The organism is Neobacillus niacini (assembly GCF_023715785.1).
Lineage (GTDB): Bacteria > Bacillota > Bacilli > Bacillales > Cytobacillaceae > Neobacillus > Neobacillus niacini_E.
Window position 1 is genome coordinate 462811 of sequence record NZ_JAMBOX010000001.1, and the last position, 24340, is coordinate 487150.

20 protein-coding genes are annotated in these 24340 nt (G+C 40.0%); 9 read left to right on the forward strand and 11 right to left on the reverse strand.

Going from position 1 to position 24340, the window contains the following annotated elements:
* The first annotated feature begins 154 nt into the window (after positions 1–154).
* The gene (locus tag M3234_RS02250; protein WP_262303118.1) at positions 155–1321 is read left to right on the forward strand and encodes a serine hydrolase domain-containing protein; all 1167 of its coding nucleotides are present in this window, start codon (positions 155–157) and stop codon (positions 1319–1321) included.
* Positions 1322–1375: 54 nt separating this feature from the next.
* On the opposite strand, the gene M3234_RS02255 is transcribed toward M3234_RS02250, so the two are convergent.
* The gene (locus M3234_RS02255) at positions 1376–2281 is read right to left on the reverse strand and encodes an NAD(P)/FAD-dependent oxidoreductase (RefSeq protein ID WP_262303119.1); all 906 of its coding nucleotides are present in this window, start codon (positions 2279–2281) and stop codon (positions 1376–1378) included.
* 265 nt (positions 2282–2546) lie between these two features.
* On the opposite strand from M3234_RS02255, the gene M3234_RS02260 reads away from it, so the two are divergent.
* Positions 2547–3938 (forward strand): VWA domain-containing protein, encoded by a 1392-nt coding sequence (locus tag M3234_RS02260; protein ID WP_262303120.1) that lies wholly within the window; start codon positions 2547–2549, stop codon positions 3936–3938.
* A 98-nt stretch (positions 3939–4036) separates the two neighbouring features.
* On the opposite strand, the gene M3234_RS02265 is transcribed toward M3234_RS02260, so the two are convergent.
* The 5 genes from M3234_RS02265 to M3234_RS02285 form a co-directional block, all read right to left on the reverse strand.
* Positions 4037–4696, reverse strand: a complete 660-nt coding sequence (locus M3234_RS02265; protein WP_262303121.1) for an AraC family transcriptional regulator — start codon at positions 4694–4696, stop codon at positions 4037–4039.
* A 52-nt stretch (positions 4697–4748) separates the two neighbouring features.
* On the reverse strand, positions 4749–5972 hold the full coding sequence (locus M3234_RS02270) for a serine hydrolase domain-containing protein (RefSeq protein WP_262303122.1): 1224 nt from the start codon (positions 5970–5972) through the stop codon (positions 4749–4751).
* Positions 5973–6046: 74 nt separating this feature from the next.
* Complete coding sequence (locus tag M3234_RS02275) at positions 6047–6478, reverse strand: PaaI family thioesterase (protein ID WP_262303123.1); 432 nt, start codon at positions 6476–6478, stop codon at positions 6047–6049.
* 363 nt (positions 6479–6841) lie between these two features.
* Positions 6842–7642 (reverse strand): prohibitin family protein, encoded by an 801-nt coding sequence (locus M3234_RS02280; protein ID WP_262303124.1) that lies wholly within the window; start codon positions 7640–7642, stop codon positions 6842–6844.
* Positions 7643–8031: 389 nt separating this feature from the next.
* The gene (locus tag M3234_RS02285; protein ID WP_262303125.1) at positions 8032–8631 is read right to left on the reverse strand and encodes a DUF418 domain-containing protein; all 600 of its coding nucleotides are present in this window, start codon (positions 8629–8631) and stop codon (positions 8032–8034) included.
* Between the two features lie 221 nt (positions 8632–8852).
* On the opposite strand from M3234_RS02285, the gene M3234_RS02290 reads away from it, so the two are divergent.
* Entirely contained in the window at positions 8853–10043 is a 1191-nt protein-coding gene (locus tag M3234_RS02290) for an MFS transporter (protein ID WP_262303126.1), read from the forward strand.
* Between the two features lie 20 nt (positions 10044–10063).
* Here M3234_RS02290 and M3234_RS02295 read toward each other — a convergent pair whose 3' ends face one another.
* A complete protein-coding gene (locus M3234_RS02295) occupies positions 10064–10399 on the reverse strand; it encodes a L,D-transpeptidase (protein WP_066316229.1) in 336 nt (111 codons plus the stop codon).
* 70 nt (positions 10400–10469) lie between these two features.
* On the opposite strand from M3234_RS02295, the gene M3234_RS02300 reads away from it, so the two are divergent.
* Together M3234_RS02300 and M3234_RS02305 are read left to right on the forward strand one after the other, a co-directional pair.
* The gene (locus tag M3234_RS02300; RefSeq protein WP_262303127.1) at positions 10470–10670 is read left to right on the forward strand and encodes a hypothetical protein; all 201 of its coding nucleotides are present in this window, start codon (positions 10470–10472) and stop codon (positions 10668–10670) included.
* Positions 10671–10823: 153 nt separating this feature from the next.
* Positions 10824–11801 carry a hypothetical protein gene (locus M3234_RS02305; protein WP_262303128.1) on the forward strand — a complete coding sequence of 326 codons (978 nt, stop codon included), beginning with the start codon at positions 10824–10826 and terminating at the stop codon, positions 11799–11801.
* 24 nt (positions 11802–11825) lie between these two features.
* Here M3234_RS02305 and M3234_RS02310 read toward each other — a convergent pair whose 3' ends face one another.
* The 3 genes from M3234_RS02310 to M3234_RS02320 all read right to left on the reverse strand — a co-directional run bounded on the left by M3234_RS02310 (position 11826) and on the right by M3234_RS02320 (position 18888).
* Positions 11826–12020, reverse strand: a complete 195-nt coding sequence (locus tag M3234_RS02310) for a cysteine-rich CWC family protein (RefSeq protein ID WP_262303129.1) — start codon at positions 12018–12020, stop codon at positions 11826–11828.
* A gap of 377 nt (positions 12021–12397) precedes the next feature.
* The gene (locus M3234_RS02315; protein ID WP_262303130.1) at positions 12398–12799 is read right to left on the reverse strand and encodes a VOC family protein; all 402 of its coding nucleotides are present in this window, start codon (positions 12797–12799) and stop codon (positions 12398–12400) included.
* 266 nt (positions 12800–13065) lie between these two features.
* Positions 13066–18888, reverse strand: a complete 5823-nt coding sequence (locus M3234_RS02320) for a cadherin domain-containing protein (protein ID WP_262303131.1) — start codon at positions 18886–18888, stop codon at positions 13066–13068.
* A 281-nt stretch (positions 18889–19169) separates the two neighbouring features.
* Here M3234_RS02320 and M3234_RS02325 point away from each other — a divergent pair, with 281 nt between their 5' ends.
* Positions 19170–19628 carry a staygreen family protein gene (locus M3234_RS02325; protein WP_262303132.1) on the forward strand — a complete coding sequence of 153 codons (459 nt, stop codon included), beginning with the start codon at positions 19170–19172 and terminating at the stop codon, positions 19626–19628.
* Between the two features lie 104 nt (positions 19629–19732).
* Here the strand turns inward: M3234_RS02325 and M3234_RS02330 are convergent, their stop codons facing one another.
* Positions 19733–21790 (reverse strand): sensor domain-containing protein, encoded by a 2058-nt coding sequence (locus tag M3234_RS02330; RefSeq protein WP_262303133.1) that lies wholly within the window; start codon positions 21788–21790, stop codon positions 19733–19735.
* Between the two features lie 466 nt (positions 21791–22256).
* Here M3234_RS02330 and M3234_RS02335 point away from each other — a divergent pair, with 466 nt between their 5' ends.
* From M3234_RS02335 to M3234_RS02345, 3 genes are all read left to right on the forward strand, one after another.
* Positions 22257–23024 carry a helix-turn-helix domain-containing protein gene (locus M3234_RS02335; protein WP_262303134.1) on the forward strand — a complete coding sequence of 256 codons (768 nt, stop codon included), beginning with the start codon at positions 22257–22259 and terminating at the stop codon, positions 23022–23024.
* A 653-nt stretch (positions 23025–23677) separates the two neighbouring features.
* Positions 23678–23926 (forward strand): hypothetical protein, encoded by a 249-nt coding sequence (locus tag M3234_RS02340; protein ID WP_262303135.1) that lies wholly within the window; start codon positions 23678–23680, stop codon positions 23924–23926.
* A complete protein-coding gene (locus M3234_RS02345; protein WP_262303136.1) occupies positions 23857–24276 on the forward strand; it encodes a tetratricopeptide repeat protein in 420 nt (139 codons plus the stop codon). The genes M3234_RS02340 and M3234_RS02345 overlap by 70 nt, the downstream gene beginning before the upstream one ends.
* Positions 24277–24340: the final 64 nt, after the last annotated feature.

Below are 24340 nucleotides of genomic sequence, written 5' to 3' on the forward strand. Positions count from 1 at the left end.
CCCCGTCCGCTGATACTCTATCAATTGTTTCTTAATTCGATAATCGCTTGGCATTCCCCTTTTTTATGCTTTCGTTTTTTTTGTATTCCTGATGAATTTTTTTCAAAAAATGGTATATTTTAATAGGTGCGTATCATTAAAAAGGAGTGTTTTTATGATAAAGAAAGCTGCAAAAATAGTAGCAGTTATGATCATTACAATTCTGATCATTGCAAGTATCGTAATAGCCATAAAAGTAGATTTTTCAAATCCAGCGGACTTAGAAAAATTTGTCCATAACAAAATGAATAAAACAAATGTACCTGGCGTTTCAATTGCTATTATAAAAGATAATAAAATTGATAGATATATCAGTTATGGCAATGCGAATATTGCCAAAGGATTAAAAGTCAATCAAGATACGGTGTTTCAAATTGCCTCACTTTCAAAAGTAGTCACAGCCACCGCCATTATGCAATTGCATGAAAAAGAGAAATTAAATCTCGATGATGATATAAACAAGTATCTTCCATTTTCAGTTGTCAATCCAAATTTTCCAAATGAACCGATTACAATAAAAATGCTGCTCGACCATACTTCTGGAATACAAGACAATTGGGATGTACTCGACAGTCTATACACGATCGATAGCGGAGGCGGAGACTCCAAAATTTCAATTGGTGAATTTTTCAAAGGATATTTAGGAGTAGGAGGAAAGTGGTATTCCACTGAAAAAAATTTTACAGAAAATAAACCTGGAACAACTTTCGTTTATAGTAATGTGGGATACGGCCTTTTGGGCTATATTATAGAACAAATTAGCGAACTCCCATTCAATCAATATACAAAAAACAACATTTTTGAACCACTGGGAATGTCAGAGTCAGAATGGTTGCACAAGGATATGACAACAGAAAACTTCGCATCGCCTTATGATAACCAAAAAGAGCTGCCTAGATATTCTTTCCCAACCTATCCTGATGGTTCATTAAAAACAAACGTAGTAGATTTCTGCAAATTCTTAGTAAGCATGTCGAATGATAGCAACACAATATTAAAACCAGAGACCATTAAGGAAATGTTAACTCCCCAATCAAATGATGGAAAACAAGCCTTAGGTTGGAGTTATTCATCTTTAGATGACATTTTCATGAAAAAGTTAAATAACGGAAAGATCGTTGGCCACACAGGTTCAGACCCTGGTGAATTTTCAATGGCACTCTATAATCCGGAAAAAAAGAACGGCTTGGTCATATTTATGAACCAACAAATGGGATTAAAATTACAAACGATAAATATTTATTTTATGATTAAGAGAATGGTAAACGAAGCTGATTTATAAAATAGCAAAGAGCCGATTCAAGAAATAATCTTGAATCGGTTTATTTTTTATATCTTACTGAACAAACCCATCCATTAAACTCTTATGTATCCAAATAGCGGCCGCTGAACCTTCACCCATAGCGATTGTCACTTGTTCCGAATGAGCAACCACATCACCCGCTGCCCATACATTGGGTATATTCGTCATTTTGGTTCGCGGGTTGACAACAATATGGTGATTTTCAAGAAGTTCTACCCCTAATTGCTTCGCAAGGTTCGATTTCACTTCATTGCCCCCGAACGCAATAAAGCCGCATTCGCCCATAATTCTTTTTCCGTTTTGCAGGATAAATCCTTGTGGATAAGAATTTTCTGCTATGACCTTTTGGATGGTTTCTTCAACATATTGAATCCGATGAACCTTGAGTTCGTTTAATAGGTGTTCTGATACCTCGATCTGTTCATGATTGATATAGGTAAGATCTTGTGTCCAATAAGAGAGGGTTAGGGCCATCCTGGCTCCCACATTTCCCGCGCCAATCACAATCGTACTTTTATTCATCACTTCATAGCCATCGCAATCTGGACAAACATACACGTTTATACCCAGACAGTGCAGAAGCTCAGGAAATGCAGGGATCCTGTCCATTATACCGGTTGCCAATAACAATCGCTTTGCTGCATATTGCAAACCGGTTTTTACCGTGAGCTGAAATCCCTTTCCAACCTTTTCAACACTGTCAACCACTTCGGATTTAAACTCTACTCCCAGTTTTTCTGCTTGTCTTTTTCCAAGCTGACGCAGTTCATGACCACTAATACCATTGGGCCAACCCAATATATTATTGTAACTCTTACATAATGTTGATCGGCCATAATTTGAATCAATAACAAGAACTTTATGTTTATACCTGCCCAATTGAATCGCTGCTTGAAGACCAGCAATACCGCCACCTACAATAATACAATCATAACTCACAGGTGCATCCCCTTTCTTTGACCCTTTACATAGAAAGGATTTTCAACCTTAATTTCCCCTTATTATCTTAAAGTAAAAGTGCATTGCCATCGTTTTTGGATAAATTCCTTTTTAAACCTAATCTGGGTGACCCATAGGATAAAATGCCCAACCTATATTAGGCCGAAAGGTTATAGGTACAAAATTCCAGTTATTATACAATAAAATGGATGTGCTTTTGGTATCCAACTGGGATTTGAATGAGTAAGGGGGAATCAAACAAAAAATGCGGGTTCAAAAAGTGATGACAGGGTTGGTCATGTTGATGATGGTCTTTTTCCTGGCGGCCTGTGGTTCAAACGAGAATAAAACCTCGGCCGATGCAAAAAGTGGAGAAACGGCGAAAAGCAAGAAAGCCGACAAAGGGAAAAGCAACAGTGACAAGGACGAAAATAATGGGGACATAGCCTCGACTGTTGAGGAAATTGCCAAGGAGAAGGCAGGTAAATTTGCTGGCAATGCCTATAATAAAGCGGTGGTAAACCGGGCATTAGATGAAAAAAGCTTTCAGGATAAGGACAGCTTCCAGGTCTACAATACGCTGATTGGACTCCTCGGCGAAGGGCCGGAATACAAGGAGCTGATCCAGTTTGCAGAGGACTTCAATCCCAATGTGGAAACGGCCTTGACGAAAACGCCTGAGGAGAAAAACTTGGAAAAGAGCGGTGGTGGAACAGCAACCGGTGCTCCGAATATCTCGATTTTGCTCGATGCAAGCGGAAGCATGGCCGCGAAAATTGGCGGCAATACGAAGATGGACTTGGCCAAAGACGCGATTAATCAGTTTCTTGGTTCCATGCCCGAAGGCTCCAATGTTTCATTGCGGGTATACGGGCACAAAGGAAGTAATAGTGACGCAGATAAGCAAGTCTCCTGCGAAAGCACCGAATTAGTCTACGAACTACAACCTTATAACCAAACGGGTTTCAAGGATTCGCTCGGTCAATTCCAGCCAACCGGCTGGACACCAATAGCGAAAGCTATTTCTGAATCGAAGAATGATTTTGGCGAAGCGGGCAAACAAGGGCAAAACATTATTTATGTGGTCAGTGACGGAATTGAAACCTGTGAGGGCGACCCAGTGCAAGCAGCGAAGGAGCTTCACGATTCCAATATCAAAGCAGTGGTCAATATCATTGGCTTTGATGTCGATCAAAATGGCCAAAAACAATTAAAGGCGGTGGCCGATGCAGGCGGCGGTAAGTTCGAAACGGTCCATACGGCGGATGATTTCAAGCGCGTTTGGGAGCGGGAGAGAACCCGGCTTTACAATGAATGGAGTGCCTGGAGCGCGAAAAACTATAATGAAGTATCCGCGGAAGTATCAAAGAAAATCAATACTCTTTATCAGAAGAAGTCCAATTTTTCCAATTTAGTTTATGACGAAAAATCACGCATGACCAATGCCATCTACTATTTGAGGCAAAAGGAACAAATCTCCCCTGAAGTCAGGGAAGAACTCGAAAGCCTGGCCCAGCAACGAAAACGAATTCTAGAAGACTATGTGAAAGACAAGTACAAGGGTCTCATCGACCAAATGGAAGCTGAAGGCAGACGAATCAAGAAAGAAATCGAAGAAAAAGGCAAGGAAATGAAGGATAAATACAATAATAATTAAGAAGCAGGAAAGGGGTTCTTTGTTTTCTTTACAAACAGAGAACCCTCCCCTCCTTCCCTTTTTATCCGTACCATGGGAAACCATGATTATAAAAAATGTTATTTTTCACGACATGATCTAATAATCTCAAGGTATTGGGTATCACCTAACCCATAATGCTGGAATTCCACTATTAATTTAGTTACAAGCTCTTCTTCTGATACATCTTGGCACTTTTTAATATAAAGAATGAGATCACTATCTTTGTTAAGATAATTCAAATATAATTCAATTCCCCTTTTTAAAGTGTCTGGAAAGATAGACCTTGGAAGCTTTTTTTGAATCAACACTTGTTTATAAATCAGATAATATCCCTCAGCCTTCAAGGTAAAACTGTCCTTACGTTCAAACTGATCACCGACTATATGTAGTTCAATATCCCCCTTATAATCTGTCAGGTCCAACCAGGCAAGAATGGTAAGAATATTGATTTGACAAAACATATCAGCATCAAACCACATTGAAATGTGGGTGAAATTTTTACGAAAGAGAGGCGTTAATGGTTTTAGAGTGATTTCAGTATATTGTTCAGGTGTCACGTGATGAACCTTAGCACGTATTTGGGTGAATTCATCTGAAAATAGATCATGACAAGTGTCTCCATAACACATAGCCTCGTTAAAAGGAATCATCAATTCCCCTTTAAGAAAATCTGTTGTTTTAAAATAATGATACATGGATTGTCCATTTAATAGATGTAACGTCCCTTTTTGATTCATAACTATAACTCCTCATAATTTTTTCCAGCCCTGCTACGAGTATCCGGCTTTACTAACGACTTCCATTCTTTTTTCCAACTTTAATAGATATTTCTTTAAAAATAGCCGGCCAGCTATCTACATTCCCCTGCGATTTACCGGTTCGTAAAATGACGATATTATTTTCCGGGGACATGTATAGGTACTGTCCATACTTTCCCATCGCAAAAAAGTCTAGACCCCCCTTATTATTCAGTGTACTATACCACATGTATTTATATCCTATATTACTATTTTCTAAGAATGAGCCTTTATATTCATCATTATTTAACGGAAAATCACTACGTGTAGAAAGCTTTATCCATTCTTGATTTAGTATATGCTGCCCATTCCACGTGCCTTCATGAAGTAACATGCTGCCTATCTTAACAAAGTCAATCGCTTTGAAATTAATACCGCTCTCCATTTTTTCAAAACCTGTGATTTTACTATCTAGACTCCATGAAGCATTATGTTCAGCTCCGATTTTATCCCAAACTTTCTGTTCAAAATATTCCGCTACATGTTTCCCCGAACTCCGCTCCAGTATGATGCCAAGTAATAAGGGATGATAATTGTTATAATGAAATTTATCGTGGTATTTTGTCGTCAGCTGATGATGACTCAACGCTAAATGACGTAAATCAGGCATATAATACGTTTTGGCATCGTCACCAAACCAGATATTTCCTTCCTCATAGCTGATAGTTGAACGCATCAAAAGCAAATCTTCAATTGTGATTTTTTCCATATTCGTTCCTTTGAACTCGACTATATAATCAGCAATGGACTGTTTTTCACTTTTAATATAACCATCTTCAATCGCCATTCCAATTAACAAAGAATCGATTGACTTGGCCATTGAAAAAGAGGTATTAACAGTGTGCTTGTCATATCCGTTGTCATATTCTTCAAGCACTACCTTGTCGTTGTGGACAATAATAAATGAGGTGGTATTGGTTTCCTTTAGAAAGGTATTCAATGGCTTCTTTCTGCTTTTTCCACTAAAGGTATAGTCTATGGGCATGGTTTTTAAGGATCCATCCAAGTCATATTTGTAAGTATAGGGCTGAGAGCTTTTTTGAATCATCCGCTCAGGAAATACTTTGTAATCCATTACATCCGAATTTCCATTTACTATGGTCCTAAAAACATATTGTGGGGAAAATTTCATGGAGGAAACGAATACAAGTAGAATGGAACAGATCAAGGAAATGATTAAGAAAGAAAGGAATAGCTTGATCGTTTTTTTCTTCATATGACCTCCTAATTCACAATCCGAAGAATTTAGCAATAATAGACAAAGAAGAGCCAGGGGGAACTGTCCCCTGGTCACTTGTCGTAGCGATAGAATGTGCCCGTGGTTGTGCACAATAACTCGCCTTCTTCATTCCGGACGTCCGCTTCCATGAATGAAATTTTATATCCTTCCTTCTTATAACGAGCCGTGGCAATCAATTTTCCGGACTTCGTTGCTTTAAAAAAAGAAGTCTTCAATTCCAGCGATACATACGGCGCTTCCTTCAGCCGAAAGTTTAAATGACCCATCGCTGTGTCAGCGAGAAAGGTAAAAATGCCGCCGTGCACGATTCCAGACGGGTTATACATAATTTCAGTTACCGGACACGTAATGGTACATGTCCTTGCCTCATCATCATAATCAAACTCAAACTGAAGCTGCTTGAACATGAATATACTTTCTGGTTTGATGGCGTATGTATCGTATGCCTGTTCCATCTGTGCCATAAATTCTTGCTTGTTCACCGATCATCCCCCCATTATTAAAAATCCCGTGTGTATATCATATCATATTTTTCGGAATCTTTAGAATACATTATCGAGTATGGTAAACAAGAGAATCTGTGACGCATTTTGTATCGACAATCCGGTTTTAGGTCTAAATAAATGCTGAGGGGTCGCTCGAAAAAGCCTTAAGCTATTTGGTTGTATCGCAACAGCCAAAAAGCCAGGCGAATGCCTGGCTCAGGTAATTTCCCTTGCTAAATTCAAGTAATCAGTTCGAAAAATGTGCCAAATCCAGCCGAACTCCCTTTGAAAACACCTATTTTTAATGGGATTCCATATCGACTGGCAAACTCAAAACAACGAGTAGACCCGCACCCCCGGTCACTTCCCAAACCCATTAACATCGATAAATGGAGTGGCGCCTCCGGTGACGTTCGGGAGACGGCCATCCCATTTTTCTAGGGCCTTCTCTTGGACTTCGATTTGTTTCAGTTGGATTAATTCCGGGGTGACTTCTTGTTTCTTCAGCCGCAGTGCTTCGGCCTCGGCTCCTGCTTGTGCCACTTTCTGCTCCGCTTCAATTTTGATTCTCTCGAGATCCCGTTGGGCGCGCAAGGCATTTTGCTCTGCCGTTTGTTTCGCTTCGATTGCCTTATTAAATTCTTCACTAAACGCAAATTCCTTAATATTGATATCCTCCAGCAACATGAAGTATTTCGTTAATTTATCCGCCAGCATATCTTTCACTTTCGCGGATACCTCAGGACGCTTCGAGATTAATTCCTCTGCCGTGTACTGTGCGGTAACCGCCTTAAGGGCTTCGGCGATGGCGGGGTCCACAATACGGGAGCGGTAATCCATACCAATTTCCTGATAGAGCTTATTGACCGCTTCCGGATCGACCGAATAGTTGACCGCTACCTTTGTCGTCACTATTTGAAGATCCTTCGAGGCTGCCGACTGCGAGCTTTCCTCCTTTTGGACCCGAACCTCAATCTGCTGAACGGATTGGATAAACGGGATCCTAAAATGAAGACCCTCCGATAAAATGGTCGGTTTAACCTCTCCCAATTGCACCAGCACGCCCCTATTCCCAGCTTCGACAGTAGTGACCGAAGAAAACCCCACAACGACAACAATCAGCGCAATGAGTCCAACAATAATCGATTTTGAATATTTCACATAAATAGCCCCCTTTATATATTTCTATTATTACACAAATATGAAATCAGGAAGTACTTTATACATTTATACATGAGGGGGACTTGCCCTTATTAAATGCAATCGCAAATAAAATCGGGTTTTTCGCAAATAGAATGTTTATTTTCGCAAATAAACGAGCGAAAAGCGCAAATAAAAATGGGAGGGATTTCGTTCGTACAAAGAATCGCAAATAAAATCGGGTTTTTCGCAGTTAGAATGGTCGTTTTCGCAAATAAACTCCCCACATTTCCACAAATAAACGAACAAAATCCACAAATAAAAATGGAGCGGAATTTCCACCCCATAAAAAGATTTCTATTTTTCAACCAATACCGTAAAAAATCACTATAAACGCCCACCTCAGCTGGCTATCGGTCCACGGAAGAAGTACTGTTCCGAATGGCAAACCCAAGCAGAATCCACGTGATGCTCCAGATTCCGAGAAGGATGGGCGATGGATTTCCGTTCGGGATAATAAAGAAGATTATTTGGAATGGAATCATTGCTACGTAGTACACCCCAACAAACAGCGGCGCCACCCGATGCCATCCCGTTAGCCTTTTTGCAACAAACACGGCAATTCCCAGCATCAGCATACCGACGCCGACCAGTAAGGCACCTACGGGATAAAAGAACTCCACCTCATACCCTACAATGTATTTTGACAAAGTAGCTGCCAGATAAGAACAAATCCCTAGGAGGGTGATTGCCGTTCCGATGAGTCCGACCCGCCTCATCCGGCCGCTCCCGCTAGCACGGAGCATGAGTAGGCCCAACGGCCCGCACGCCATGCCCAGCAACATCGGTAAAGGGATTAGTAATCCAGTGACGATTTCAGGTACCGACGCCTGCAGCTCTTCAACGCTAACAAGCACCACCCATAGCAGCCCACCGATGAGGCACGCTAGGCCAGCGAAGCGAATGCGCCCCGCCGATACTTCCGGTCTTGCTTGGTTGGGTGGCTCCACATTACTTTCCATAAAATTCACTCCTTCGTTTTGATAACAGGATACGCATCCGTTATTTATTCGGTGAATCGAAGGAACTATTCCTTTTTTACTATCTATATGCCGCTTTCGATACGGAAAGAATGAAGAAGTATTTCAGGAAACTTGAAATAGTTTTTTAAAAAATGGAAAAAATAAATCCGTCATGATGCAAATAGCCTTGGAAGGCGGTCCTTTACACGATGGGTAAAATAAAAGGTAAACTCTGGACAAACCAATATGTCATTATTATTTTATTGTCTTTAGTCATGTTCGCTTCTTTTTATATGATTACAGCTGGTTTCCCTATTTTCGTATCAACCATTAGTAAAAATCCTGCGATAGCAGGAACAATGACCACGACCTTAATGGTCGCATCTTTAGTTACGCGCTTCTTTGCGAGTGTTATTATCCAAAAGGTCAATATGAAATGGCTTCTGATTATTTCTCTCCTTTACTTTTTGGGTACAATCGGTCTTACTTTTGTAAACGACTCCATCGGATTTTTAATCTTCATTCGAGCCCTACAAGGTATTGGATTTAGCATGCTTACGATTTTAGTCTTTACGATTTCAAGTCAAATTGTTCCTAAGTCTCGGTTAGGTGAGGGCATTGTTTTTTTCGCCATGTCTACAAGCGTTGGGACGACAATGGGGCCGCTCATTGCCATTTCATATCTTGCCCATTTCTCCTTTCGGTCGATGATGCTGTTAACGCTCGGGCTTATGACCTTTTCATTGGTCTGCAGTTTTTTCACAAAAAATCCGGTTAAAAAAGAACAGGAAAGTCCACAGGGGGCAAAGAAAGAACCCTTCTATAAGTACATGTACGATAAGCGTGTTCTTCTTCCATGTATCTTAGTATCGTTGAATTATATAGCCATTGCAGGAACCGTCAATTTTGTGGGGGCGTTTGGGAAAGAGATTGGTGTGGGCGGAAGGATTTCACAGTTTTTTATCGCACAAGGGATTGCCATGGTCATCGTTCGGGCTTTTTCTGGTAAAATTTTTGATCGATTTGGCCACAGAGTCCTTATTATCCCAGGTGCTATTTCAGGGACTGCAGGTTTGGTTCTTTTAGGTTTTTCTACTAGTATGGTGAGGGTTTGGGTTTCAGGGGCATTATTCGGAATTGCGTATGCCATCATCCATCCAATCATACAGGCTTGGGCATTAACGCTTGTCCCACCTGAGAAAAAAGCAACGGCCAATTCAATGCTTCTTATTTTTATCGATTTTGGGTTGGCCATTGGTTCAGTAGGTCTCGGGTTCTTAGCAAAAAGTGTTGGGTACGGCATGACGTTTAGTTATTCTGCAGCCTTTATGGTGATTATTTTGTTAGTGTATTTGATGGGAAGCAAGAAAACAGGGACATTCAAGGAAAAATCATCCTAGTTTGTTACATAGCATTATGATTATTTATGAATAAACACTTGGGTACCAATTTGAACTCTTGATGATAAGTCCAGAACATCATGATTAAACATTCTAATACATCCATGGGAGACATTCTTACCGATAGAGGATGGGTTATTGGTTCCGTGAATGCCATAATGAGGTTTTGACAAACCCATCCAAAGCACACCAAATGGTCCGCCGGGATTTCTTTGTTTATTGATGATCGTAAATGTCCCTGTTGGGGTTGCTGTCAACATTTTTCCCACTGCTATTGGGTATGTTTTTATAAGCTTATTACGATCAAACAGTTTTAATTGATGTTTTGATAGGGATACGTCTATCCATCTTGCCATGAAGTTCACCCCCATTTTTTTGAATATTGATTGCACAGTTAATTAGTTTGCCACCGGACCGGTGCCATGAATGGTACAGCAAACATTAGTGGTGTGGAGTCAGTGTGAAAAAAGTGAGTATAGTGCGGATGATGGTGTGGCGGTGGTGGATCATATTGACTTGCAAACGCTTGAGGTGGACAATATTGGCACGGACAGCCGACCCATCCCCCATACGGAATACCAAAAAGCATATGATACATTAGACCTCCTCCTTAACCATTTGCCCTGAATCATCATTAGTCTATGCAAATTCGGCATCTGCGGCTTAGTCGAGTGCCTATTGGGGAACTAAAAGACTTTATTTTTAGTAGTCCAAGATGTAAGTCCGCAATTGATGAGAAATAATCTGTTAAGTTAAATATTAGTGTAAGAAGTAGGGAAAATGTCTAATAGAGAGTTTCTAAAAGACAAAATGGATGTTGAAGTAGAAAATGTGTCTAATAGAAAGCTTCTAATAGACAAAACGGAGGCAAAAAGTAGGAATCTGTCTAATAGGAGGCTTCTAATAGACAAAATGGAGGCTAAAAGTAGGAATCTGTCTAATAGGAGGCTTCTAATAGACAAAACGGAGGCTAAAATTAGGAATCTGTCTAATAGGAGGTTTCTAATAGACAAAATGGAGGCAAAAAGTAGGAATCTGTCTAATAGGAGGCTTCTAATAGACAAAATGAATGCTAAAAGTAGGAATCTGTCTAATAGGAGGCTTCTAATAGACAAAACGGAGGTTAAAATTAGGAAACTGTCTAATAGGAGGCTTCTAATAGACAAAACTTTTGGACCAATCAATCTTTATATAGCAAGTATTTTTTTACCTTTATTCATTATACATTTGTGGAAATTGGCATTAAGCACCCATGAATTTTATGTAATTGGACTAACCTTTATTGTATTAGTCATATTGTTGTTTCATCCAGATGCAGGGCAAGTAACCGCATTTGCATGCGCCACTGCCATTATTTTTTGGAAAAAGATAAATAATAGGATGATAAAATTATTTACGCTAACACTTATAACTACTATGGTGATCGTATCTTGGATTTTTCTCGATAATTTAGCACCAGTGCCTTATGTAGAGAAGATTCTCTTTTTAGCTGCAGACATGGGAATAGTCTGGTTCGTCTTAGGAGTTTTGTCTCTCCTATTGTTAGTAGTTCCATTCTTTTTTATCGGCAAAGTATCGATCGTATCTCTATCATTAGGTGTTTATTTTCTACTAACCATGATTGTAACTTTCTTTGGGAATTTTCCAATGCCCATCATGGGATATGGAGTATCACCAATTATCGGTTACTTAATTGCTATCACTTGGCTTAAAAACATAAAAACCACGATTTTTAATAAAAGAATCGTGGTTTTTTAACATAATCATTTCATCGTATATTCCCTAAACTTTTTGTTTTTCCTGAAATTTAATTAAACATTTTTTACATATGCAATCTACTCGTATGCTTTCAACAGGAACTAATTCAAAGATTTCTTTAGGAAATTCCTCCTTATCGCACCAGCAATTGCCGTGTTCTCCAGCTCCAGACATGCATCCATTAGCTTCCCCGCATATAGGGCAATATTTATTTGCCAATTAAAAATCCCCTCCAATTACGGCACAATAATCGTCTTTTGCTATATTCTATTTCTTCTTTATTCTACCTTAGATTTTACTTTCTTAGATAAAAGACTTAACAAACTAGTATAAAAATGAATATAAAATCAGCATCCAAAATCTCGAGGAAATAGCGTTTTACAATAGATGTTGTTCATCACTATTTTTAAGTAAATGTGGTTTCTATTAAGAAAGATCAAAAAATATCTTTATACCAATGAAAAACACCTACTAAAATTTCGCTAGTAGGTGCGTTGTTTTTTATGTCTGGTTAACTTAACGGCTAAGGGTCTGACTCCGAATACGAATGAAAGATAACCTACTATCCCTTTGTTGGTTTACTACTTTTTTCAAATTTATTGTTGTACCATGTAAGCAACTTCCCAATAATGCCCATCCATGTCCTGATAACTCCTATAGTACATAAAACCATGGTCGATTGGTTCACTTGCTGCGGTGCCGCCTAATGCAATGGCTTTATCAACGATTTCATCCACTTGTTCCCTGCTGTCAGCGGACAAAGCAAGGAGAACCCCTGGCGTTTTCATTGGATCTGGTAAATCTCGTTTCGTGAACGTCTTAAAGTAGGATTCAACCAGTAACATGGCATATATATTTTCACCAATAATCATGCAGGCTGCCTTTTCGTCCGTGTATTCAGGATTGAAGTCATACCCGATTCCCTTATAAAACTCCATTGATCTCTGCAGGTCCTTTACCGGCAAATTCACAAATATATGCTTAGATTGAAGAGCCATTTACTACACCCTCCTTTTCTCCTTTACCACCTAGCTGTATCATTTGACCAGTTTTACGCCTCATCCTTTTTCACTCCTTCAGAAAAACTAATTGATATATTCGCGAGTCTAACGCTATTATTTTTTACCACTCTTAAAAATTATTCTTCGACAGCACAAAATCTCCTCCCTATTTTCGCCAAAATTTTCCAAGATATACTTCAAATAAAAAAGGACAAAGGGTTGGTTCTTCTCCCTTTGTCCTTGTTGCTTAGTATTTCCCCAAATTATCTTCTTCCCACTCGCTGAATACGGAGCATGGCACCTCCGAGAATCACAATGAGCAGACCAGCAAGCAGCCAATTGTACATACTTGTGGAGGTCTCAGGCAAATCTCCCCCTGTCGCCGGCTTCTTGGCAGGATTTACCACTAGATCATCAGGCTGGAAGAGGGCAAAGGTGCTGAAATGGTTCGTCTTGGCGATTACTTGGCCGCCTTTGAATGTCCCACCGACCAATTCCCATTCCTTCTTTGCTTCATTAAAGTAGTGTACCTTTAAAAGCTCCGGATGGGCATAGCCATTGACAGAAAAGCTAAGCTCAATCTCATGGTTAAACTGATGGATCATGGTGTCTCCCTGCTTAATTGTGAGTTCATAAATCTCCCCTACCGCCAACCGGGAAAAAGGAATGTTTGCAGAATTCTTATCCACCCTCGCTATGCTGATGGTAACGTCTTCCATATCAGCAAAATTGGCTGCCGGGATGCGCATCTGGACATCCTTGCCTAAAATTTGAATGCTGGCGTGTCTCTTGATTAAAGTTGCAATCTGTCCCGCAGTCAGTTTGACCACTTGATTTCGGGCCCGGTTCTCTTTTAGTTCGAATAGAAGCGTACCATTTTCATCCAGCAGGTCCACTTCCTCATCAGGAACCGTTACAATCGTGTCTGTAGCCTCAGGTATTACCTTAATCACCGGTTTTAGGCGAATCACTGTAATATTATACGTTGTGGTTTGCCCAGTTTCCGAAGTCACTTCAATGGTCTGAAGGTTTCTCCCCGTTTCAAGCTGCACCGGTTCAGTTTCCTGGCCACTCATGATTGGTTTCCCGTTCATTTTTACCGTTGCCTTCGGATACGCCGCTGTTGGAGTGAAGGTCATTTCCTCCACATTGTTCACAACATAAATGGTATACTGAGTTTTTCCCGGTGTGAAAGCAGGAGCCAGGCTTCCAACACTGCTTGTTAATCCGCTAAGAGTGGCGTCACTTGAGAGAATACGGACAGTGGCCCTCATAACAGCTGTATGCTTACCGTCACTTACCCCAATCGAAAGCACATGAAGTGCCTTCTCCTTTGCGCTTAACCTGGAAGAATTCGCTACAGAAATTTCCCCAGTCGTTTCATTTACAGCGAAAATGCCATCATCATTCCCGGACACAACGGAATACGTAAGCCCATCTCCGTCATCATCATGAGCTTCAGCCATCCCCACTACTGTGCCGGCTGCGGCTGTTTCCTCAATGGTAAAAGAGGTGTCCTCCACCACCGGTTGATTGTCATTGACATTATTCAGGTGGATCGCCACCGCTGATTCCACCGTATGGATGCCGTCACTTGTTTGAACGGTCAGGGCAAAGCTTTTTACTTTTTCGTAGTCCAATTTCTCAGCATCGGCGACCCGGATTGTACCCGTTTCACTGTTTATACGGAAGGCTCCGGACTCATTGCCAGCTGTAATCGCGTAATGAAGCTGGTCCCCATCGGCATCATCGCCCGTTACAGTACCGACCGCTGTGTCATTCACGGCATTTTCATCAATGTCGAATTTCGCAGCCTCGACCACCGGCGGATTGTCATTCAGATTATTGACTCCAATCGTCACCGTCGTTGCGGCCGAATGGGTGCCATCACTTACCTGAACGGTCAGTTTAAAGCTTTGTACTTTTTCATAATCCAGTTTTGTCGAATCCGCTACCGTTACTTCACCAGTATCTTCACCAATCGCAAACGCACCGGCTTCGTTTCCTGCAGCCATTTTGTAATGCAAGGAATCGCCGTCTGCATCATGGCCCGTCACTGTACCGACAATCGTTCCGTTTGCCTTATTTTCATCAATGGTAAAAAGAGCGTCCTCACTAACCGGGGCATTGTCATTAACATTAGTCAGGTTGATTACCACCGCTGCATTCGCCGTATGGAGGCCGTCACTTACTTCAATAGTCAAAGTAAAGCTTTGTACTTTTTCATAGTCCAATTTTGTCGAATCCGCCACCGTCACTTCACCAGTGTCCTCATCGATGGCAAATGCACCGGCTTCATTTCCGGCTGTGATACTATAATGCAATGAATCTCCGTCTGCATCGTGGCCGGTAACTGTACCGACAATCGTTCCGTTTGCCTTATTTTCCTCAATGGTAAAATGAACGTCCTCGCCAACCGGTTTATTGTCATTCAAATTATTGATCCCAATCGCCACCGTCGTTGCGGCTGTATGGGTGCCGTCGCTTACCTCAACGGTTAAAGTAAAGCTTTGAACTTTTTCATAGTCCAGTTTTCCGGAGTCCGCCACCGTCACCTCACCAGTGTCTTTATCAATTGTAAACGCGCCCAAATCGTTCCCAGCGGCGATACTGTAATGCAATTTATCGCCGTCTGCATCATGGCCCGTTACTGTACCGACGACAGTTCCGTTTGCGCTATTTTCATCAATGGTAAAATGAGCGTCCTCGCCAACCGGCGCATTGTCATTGACATTATTCAGATTGATCACCACCGCAGCATTCGCTGCATGGAGACCGTCACTTGTCTGAACGGTCAGTGCAAAGCGTTGAACTTTTTCAAAATCTAATTTCCCGGCATCCGCGACACTGATTGTTCCCGTTTCACTATTTATGCGGAAGGCCCCGGACTCATTGCCAGCTGTAATCGCGTAATGAAGTTGGTCACCATCGGCATCATGACCCGTTACGGTGCCGACCGTCGTGCCAGATGTGGCATTTTCATTGATGACAAATACCGCATCATCGACAACCGGCTGATTGTCATTCAGATTATTGACTTCAATCGTCACCGTAGTTGCAGCCGTATGGTCACCGTCACTTACCTCAACGGTTAAGGTAAAGCTTTGAACTTTTTCATAGTCCAGTTTGGTGGAATCCGCGACAGTCACTTCACCAGTGACTTCATCAATCGCAAACGCACCTGCTTCATTCCCGGCTGTCAGCTTATAGGAAAAGACACTTCCTTCATCCGCATCCGTTGCCGTAACGAACCCAACCGATGTACCCGCTGCCGAATTTTCGTCGATGTTTTTCGTAAAGCCTTGCGGTACAGGCTGATGATCATTCACATTATTTACATTGATTGTAATGGTAGCAATATCGGATTCCATACTTCGGAACAAAGCCTTAATTAAATCGTAAGCTTGCGGAGCCTCTGTATCCAAGGCTTGCACCCTTAATTGATAGACGGTTTTCCTTTCATAATCCAGTTGATGACTATCGGCTACCGTGATTTCCCCAGTTGAAGCATTGATGGCGAACGCACCATCTTCATTGCCGGAGAGGATTTGGTAACGAAGAATATCTCCATCAGCATCACTTGCTATAACCTTCCCAACCACTGTCCAATTAGGCGCATTCTCATCGACGTTGAATACGGCGTCTTCAGCAACCGGCTTATTGTCATTTAGATTATTTAAACCAATCGTCGCCGTAGTTTCAGCTGTATGAACACCATCGCTTACTTGGATGGTTAAGCTAAAGGTCTTGATGGTTTCGTAATCAAGCTTGACGGAATTCGCGACTGTCACTTCACCGCTACTTGGGTCCATCGCAAACGCCCCATCCTCATTCCCCGCTGTAATCCTGTAGGAAAAATGGGTATTGGCATCATGATCCGTTGCCGTTACTTTGCCGACAATCGTTCCATTGGCCAGATTTTCATCAATTGTTTTTGTAAATCCGTGGGCAACAGGGCGGTTATCATTCAAGTCATTGACCCCGATGGTAACCGTCGCCGTTGTTTGATCGACACCATCACTGACTTCAACAGTTAAGGAATAGTTTTGTGTAGTTTCAAAATCTAATAAACTTCCATTTGCGACCGTGATTTCGCCGCTTGCCGCATTTATTTTAAAAATGTTCTCGGCATTTCCGGAGAGAATCCGATAGGTCAGCGCTTGGCCATCGGGATCACTCCCACCGACATTTCCGACAACTGTCCCATTGGCGGCATTTTCATCAACTGAAAACTGGAGATCCGCTGCTACTGGCGGGGTATTCCGATTGACCTTCACGGTATAAGTTACCGTGCTCCCGTCCTGAGCTGTCACAATAATCGGAATGCTATTCTTCCCAACTGTTAGACTAATTGGCGGCGATTCCTGTCCGCTTTTCACTACATTTCCACCCACTGTTACCGTGGCATTGGCATCTGCAGTTGTTGGGGTAAACCGGATTTGGCTGGTGCTATTCGGAACATCGAGCGAATAGTCCTTTATCAATGTTTGAAAAATCGGATTCAAGACCCCTGGATTGGCTGTTAAATTGGCCAAATTCGCATTATTAGAAGGAGCCGCTTTCTGAACCGTGACCGTATAGGTCTTTACGGTTCCATCCTGAGCCGTCACCTTAACCGGAATCAGATTAGGTCCTGTCTGTAAGGTAACATCGAGTCCGACTCCACTCGGCACGGATTGATCGTTCACCGTGATCGTAGCAGTCGAATCCGCAACCGTTGGGGTTACAGTGATTTTTTGAACATCATAGCCTACAGATACGGAATAGTCCGTTGTATCTGCTGAAAATCCTGGCACCAATGCTCCGGGACTAACAGCCAAACTGCTTAAATTCGCATTACTGGAAAGCGGCGGTGCAAAGTTTAAGCCGAAGTCGTTGCTTGTCCCATATAAATACGTCAAGTTCCTTAAATTATTGTCCTCCATCACAATCATGATATTGCCAGATGGATCCATTTCAGTGATTAGTTCCGAAGGAGAACTGCTCATTAACTGGGAAGAAACTTCCTTAGTTCCCTTTTTCCACGTTCCAGCATCTTTCACCATCGCGAAAAACGTCGCTGGGCCTCCTGTATCTTTGTAGAAGATGACATAAGGCTTGTTATTGATGACACTAGTTTTGAATGGGTAACTAATCCCGTCGTTAGTAATGACTTCTTTGGTCCAAGTACCTGACTTGTTGGTGAGTAAATAATTTGTATAGGCATCATCAGAATAGGAGAGATATATTTTTCCAGAGGAGTCGACAACAAAAGGTGCGGCATAATAGTTTTTCTTATCTGTTTTTGAATCAATAATCTTCTCATGCGCAACAGGAAAGTTTTGATCACTTACTTTCTTGTGCGTATAATAGACATTTCCATAGTAATCATTTTGATTATCTTCTTTGACGTACGTGATGTGAATCGTATTAGTCTGATCAATCTGAATTTGCGGTTCGTGCACTTCATCAATCGAACTGGTTCCACTGACAAGTTTATTGATTACCCATGATCCGGATTGATTAGTCGCATAGTGAACTTCATACTTTCTTGGTTCATTTGCGTCATTGTACACGTAAACGATATGGGCTTTCCCATTTGCATCAAAAGCAATCTTCGGATCGTACATGTTTTTCCATCCATAAGGATCTTGAGCGCTCTCAACCTTCTCAAACGACCAGCTGCCATTTTTATAAATACCATACTTTACGCCTCTATCACTGGTCGTACCTGAACCCCTGTAAAATAGAAAAGCTGCATAAATGGTATTGTTACCGTCAATGGCAACATCCGAAACTCCCGCGTTAAACCCACTATCTCCTGATGCAGCTGCGGTTATAGCGGTTAGTTCCTTCCATTGGTTATTCTCCCATTTCTTAATCGTAATCTCATTCATGCCTTTAACATGAGATAAATAGAGATCACCGCTTGGACTAGTAAATAGATTACTATTCGCCCAGGTATTGCTGGTATATTGGTGTACGAGTCCTTCTACCAATGTACCGCTGGCCGCATAACTACGCTGCGTAGCACTAATTGGTCCAGCAATGACAAGCTGTAAAAAAAGGACAAATGCAACCAATCCTTTGAAACTTACAATCTTCAAAAACCTATTCCCCCTTCCAAACCACAAAATTAGTGAAAAAAAGCGACTTTGCCAAAATGGTGAAAACTTCATATGACAAATATCACTCTTTTTCTACCTAATTATTTACTAAATTGGTGTTTTTGACAACTTTTTACATAATTTTTTTGAATTACTGGGTAAATTGGAATTTCAATGTCTTAAAAAGAAATCTAAAGAGAATGTCCTACCCTTCCCTTCACTCACATATTTATGAAAGAGTCCTTTCATGGTAAAAAACTAATATTAAGGGAGTTGATGGCATGAGCCCATTTAATCCTGAAAAATTATTTGTGACGTACAGCACTGGAGTGACCGCCACAGAACCAGTGATTCCACGACGTTACACTCTCACTCACTCTGATTCCACTGGAGATCTTTTTTTAACAATTGGAACGCATTATGCCTGGGGAAAAATAAATCCAATGCGAGACGAAGTACTAGGCGAATGGAAGCAAGATGGGAGTTCGTTATATTATTCTGTTTATCTATATATCGATCAAGGTGAATATAACGTAACAGCAGCAGCCAAACGTAATGAAATATTTAGACGCGAATTGCCACTGGCGTTAACCGCTATTCGATACGGTGACCGGGTTTTATTCGACACCTACCCCGCTCTAAATCAAGCCTTGATCATCATTCACTTTCAATCATCCTATCCTCAGTTTGCTAGACAAGAAGGTTGGGGGACTTTCTCAAATTATATATACCGAGCATGATTTAAGATTGTATATCATCACCTAACAGAAAGATTACTGAGAAGGGTCTGCCTCCAACACCTAAAAATGGGGCCTTGATGCTTGGCCCCTATTTTTTAAAGAATCTAATTATAGAGTGCTAATAATTTTTCTATTACTCTTTCGGAAACAGGCTTGCTCAATAAGAAACCTTGAACTTGATTACATCCATACAGAGACAAGATAGTGAGCTGTTCTTCTGATTCTACTCCTTCTGCAATCACATTCATGTTTAATTCGTGTGCTAAATTAATAATATATCTTGCTATAGATCCGTGGTTTTCCAATAATTCCCTTGTGAAGCGCTGATCAATTTTAACCGTATCAATTTGAAACTTTTGAAGGTATAAAAGGGAAGAATAGCCCGTGCCAAAGTCATCTAAAGAAATTTTTATTCCCTCTTTTTTCAATCTCAAGACCCCTGATGCAAAATGTTCCTCATTTTGGATCAGGGAACTTTCCGTAATCTCTATTTCTAATAAATTAGGATCAACATTGAATTCTTTGATTATTTGCAAAAGTGTGTCATCCCAGTGGCTTTTCAGAAAAAACTTTGGTGAGATATTGATGGAGACGGGGACGAGTTTTACATTATTTTTTTCCCATTGTTTGATCTGATTACAGACCGCACGAAACGTCCATTCTGTAAGTTTAAGAATTAAATTACTTTCCTCTGCCACTGGAATAAATTCACCTGGCAATGTCAATCCATGCTGGTATTGCTTCCACCGAACAAGGGCTTCCAAACCCACTATTTTTCTATTCCGGGTGTTAAATTTCGGTTGATAATACATCAGAAGTTCATTTTTATTGAACGCTTTTCTTAAATCTTTTTCTAGGTTATATTGTTTCAAGAACTTTCGATTCATAGCAGTAGTATAAACTTTATAGTTATTCTTTCCAGTTGATTTCGCCCGATATAGAGCACTATCAGCCTTCCTTATAAGGTCTTGATTTTCTTTTTCACCTTGAAAATAAGTAATGCCAATGCTGGTGCTAATGAATAGCTCATACTGATTAATATGAAAAGATTCCTCAAAGGAATTAATGATTCTATTTGCAATCGAAATCACCTTTTTAGAATTTTCTTTTGCATATTCAATGACCAGTAAGAATTCGTCTCCTCCAATTCTCGCAATAATGTCGTTCTGGTCAATTATGCTTTTTATTCTTTTGGAAACTTCAATTAATAACTGATCACCGATTAGATGTCCAAATGTATCATTAATTCGTTTAAATCCATCTAAATCCAGGCACATCACGGCAAATGTTTTATCATGGTGGGATTGAGAGTATTCTTTTACAACATCCTTTAATACCTTATCGACCAGTCGCCTATTCGGGAGATCTGTCAAATAATCATAAAAGGCTAAATGATTCATCTTTTCCTCATATTTTTTTTGCTCTGAAATATCTTTCATGATTCCATTTAGACGAATTAAACGGCCGCTTATATCCAAGTCTGGAATGGTTTCATCTCGTACCCATCTTATATCACCATTTTTATGTTTAATCCGGTAATCGGCCTTTATTTTTTTACCTTCGATTAATTTCTTTTGTTTACTTGTATATAAATCCAGGTCCTCTTGGAGGATTAAATCTTCCCACCTTATTTCTCTTGTCTCAAATTGCTCCGCATTGTAACCACAGATTGATTTAATGCATTTAGAACAAATAATTTTATTGTTTATTAGATTTTTAGACCAAATACTGACATTTAAAGAACTGGCATAATCTATCGCTTGTTGTAAAAGCGGCTCCTGATAAGAACCATCTGCCACATAGCCAATTAAGCGAATAACCAGGCCATTCTCATCAAGGATGACATTAGCGTAAAGGTCTATCATATATTCTATATTGTTGTTTTTAATAATCCTCCATTGGTCATGAAAGCCACATTTTTCATCTATCGATTTATGCACTTGATGAATAAATCGACCACGATCATCGGGATGGATTAGGTTATAAACCAATTCTAATGTAGGCACTTGATCTCTATCTAACCCAAAGATTTCATAGGCATTATCGGACCAAAATGCCTCATCTTCTATTACATCATAATCCCAAATACCAATATTGAAGATATCGATGTTAAGGCTGCTATCTGTTAGAATTTGATTTTGACCAAGCTGTTCAATTCCCATTTTGAATCTCCTGTCCCATTGTATTTCCTTTTATTCATTTTTACATAGTCTCGTTTTTAAAGGTCTACCCTTTTCAAAATAGAGGTTACTTTTTCATGAAACGAATAAGTCCTTGTGAATATTTTAATTTATTTACATGTCGAGAAATGTTGCAAACTGCAACATTTTGTAGAAATTCCCGCCTTATTTCCACTAGAGAGGAAGTGTAAATGCTGTTATTTCTAGTTCTTATTGCCTATTAATAACAAACAATTCAAAACAAATGTGGCATTTAGCAACATTTATACACGTGTATTGTTTGTTATACTAGATGAACTGAAATTCCATTAGTATCCAAAAAATCCAAACATGTAGCATAGTAAGCCTTTACTTCTTATGCTTATATTAAATGTATACAATCTTAAAAATGTTATTTTTAAATAATAATAATAATCTGGTGTGATCAATTCTAATGGTGGGAGAAAGCATGAAGAGAGAATGGTTAATCAAACTTAGGAAATCAAAACAGATGACACAAAAGCACATTTCCTCTGCTGCTTTTATAGACAGGGCTTACTATGCACAAATTGAAAGTGGAAGACGCAACCCAAGTATTAATGTGGCAAAAAGTATTGCCCGTGTATTAGGGTTTGATCCAATGGAATTTTTCTCAGAAGACTTCAATCCATCACTTAAAGATTATCATTCACCTAAAGTAACCATTCTAAATCCACCTACTACTGAGGCTTTTAATAATAGGACAGGTCTAATCCTCTACCTTTTTAATAACTTGGATGTTTATTATCAACATGCAAATACATTTTTACTTTCAGGAGTTAAAAATGGCAGGCATTGTTTTCTTTTTGATCTTAAAGAAAACTTGAGGATTTACGAACAAAATTTCAATAAAACCTCTGATAAAAACAAGGATGAGCACGTAACATTTATTAGCCTGGAGGAATTTAGTGAAGAAGATGCGATTAATAGGCTAAATTCATTATTAACAAAGGATGAAAAAGAAATTAATGTATGGGTAAAAGGAAATCCAAATTATTATGGTTCCTTATTAAAAAACTATTTGACCAATCATTCTTTGTTTGTCGTCTCATACAATAGCACGATGATCACAGCAAGCGCCCATATCGAATTGATGAGAAAATATCCGTATCTAATGACCGATAGGGAGATGTTAGATTCACGCTTATATAAAACAGCCACAATCTTACCTTCACTTTACATTCAAGAGAACTTATAATGATATTCCTTTAAAATTTTCAATGAAAGGAATGATAAATTTTGAAGAAAATTCTTCCACTTACAAAATATATTAATGTTCCTGACACCGCGCATATATTATATCTATATAACAAAAAAAGAGATATATCTTAAAAACTTAATGGCTTTTATAAAAGCAGGCATTTACCATAATCATCACATTATTATAATTGAAAATGCTTTTGTATATGTTGAAGCAGGTAAATTGATTCGCCAATTATTCTCAAAAGAAGAACAGAAACAAATTGAGTAAATCATTGAAATCCCATAGACAAAAGAATCGTCCCCATGGCCTACCCATGAATCCTCAAAACAGGCATTTTCGCCCTTTAAAAGGCATTCGTTAGTAGTTATAATTTTCCGTAAATAATAGTTTCGCATGTTACTGATTCGATCAGGCAGGGCGGTACGTGTGAAAAGGACAGGTCTTTTCATTGTGTTTCCCTGCCTTTCTACTGTACCACTATTTCCCACACTAGGCTTGGACAAGCTTTTTGCTTTTTAATATTCTCCATCAAGACATTCACCCAGCGAATTTACCCAGAAAGGAGACGGGGCGGGGGTATAGTTGAAAGTGATTAATGGTTAAAAATACTTATCTTAACGGCAACTAAAAATGGAAGAGATATTTTTATGATTAAATGGAAAAGCAAATGGGGCTTGGTACTTGCTTTAGCAGGGACCATCACAGTATCATCCGCTTTTGCGGCGCCTGGTTTCAAAGAGGCCGAAGAAACCAATCCGAATCCGGTTATAGCACCCATTAAAACAGATGAACCTACCTCTTATCGAACCAATCAGCTAGAAGAGCGATGTACTATTACTGGCATAGCGGTGATCTCAAGCAGGCGGAAGAAGAAATTTTTAAAGGCATTACTCTGAAAGGCAAATATGATGTGATCGAAGCAGCTTATAATGAGGCCGTCAAACTGGACCCTCATAATTCCGGCCTCAAATTCTCGCTGGCATCCACGCAAATTATTCAAAAGAAAATCCCGGAAGCATTGCAGACCTACCAGCAGATCCTGAATTTGAACCCTGACAACTATAATGCAAACCTGCTATACGGGGTTTATTCCAAAGTAAATGGGGATGAGAAAGCGTATAAAGCGGCCATCGCCAATTTAAAACGGCTCGACGCCCAATGCAAAAAACAGCGACCGGTCGTTCACGAATGTGGTTTACTTGGATTACGCATCAATCGAAGAAGCCCACAATGTAACCAAAGATGAAACGCTGGTCATTTATCGCGACCTAATGAGAGCTTCCGGTATTTGGCAATATCCGGAGAAGCAA

Bases quoted from the DNA above. Each gene is read 5' to 3' on its own strand.
- M3234_RS02290 (WP_262303126.1), top strand. From the start codon at position 8,853: ATGGGTAAAATAAAAGGTAAACTCTGGACAAACCAATATGTCATTATT.
- M3234_RS02345 (WP_262303136.1), top strand. From the start codon at position 23,857: ATGTACTATTACTGGCATAGCGGTGATCTCAAGCAGGCGGAAGAAGAA.
- M3234_RS02295 (WP_066316229.1), bottom strand. From the start codon at position 10,399: ATGGCAAGATGGATAGACGTATCCCTATCAAAACATCAATTAAAACTG.
- M3234_RS02315 (WP_262303130.1), bottom strand. From the start codon at position 12,799: ATGGCTCTTCAATCTAAGCATATATTTGTGAATTTGCCGGTAAAGGAC.
- M3234_RS02305 (WP_262303128.1), top strand. From the start codon at position 10,824: ATGTCTAATAGAGAGTTTCTAAAAGACAAAATGGATGTTGAAGTAGAA.
- M3234_RS02270 (WP_262303122.1), bottom strand. From the start codon at position 5,972: ATGAAGAAAAAAACGATCAAGCTATTCCTTTCTTTCTTAATCATTTCC.
- M3234_RS02340 (WP_262303135.1), top strand. From the start codon at position 23,678: ATGATTAAATGGAAAAGCAAATGGGGCTTGGTACTTGCTTTAGCAGGG.
- M3234_RS02260 (WP_262303120.1), top strand. From the start codon at position 2,547: ATGCGGGTTCAAAAAGTGATGACAGGGTTGGTCATGTTGATGATGGTC.
- M3234_RS02325 (WP_262303132.1), top strand. From the start codon at position 19,170: ATGAGCCCATTTAATCCTGAAAAATTATTTGTGACGTACAGCACTGGA.
- M3234_RS02300 (WP_262303127.1), top strand. From the start codon at position 10,470: ATGGTACAGCAAACATTAGTGGTGTGGAGTCAGTGTGAAAAAAGTGAG.
- M3234_RS02335 (WP_262303134.1), top strand. From the start codon at position 22,257: ATGAAGAGAGAATGGTTAATCAAACTTAGGAAATCAAAACAGATGACA.
- M3234_RS02250 (WP_262303118.1), top strand. From the start codon at position 155: ATGATAAAGAAAGCTGCAAAAATAGTAGCAGTTATGATCATTACAATT.
- M3234_RS02330 (WP_262303133.1), bottom strand. From the start codon at position 21,790: ATGGGAATTGAACAGCTTGGTCAAAATCAAATTCTAACAGATAGCAGC.
- M3234_RS02265 (WP_262303121.1), bottom strand. From the start codon at position 4,696: ATGAATCAAAAAGGGACGTTACATCTATTAAATGGACAATCCATGTAT.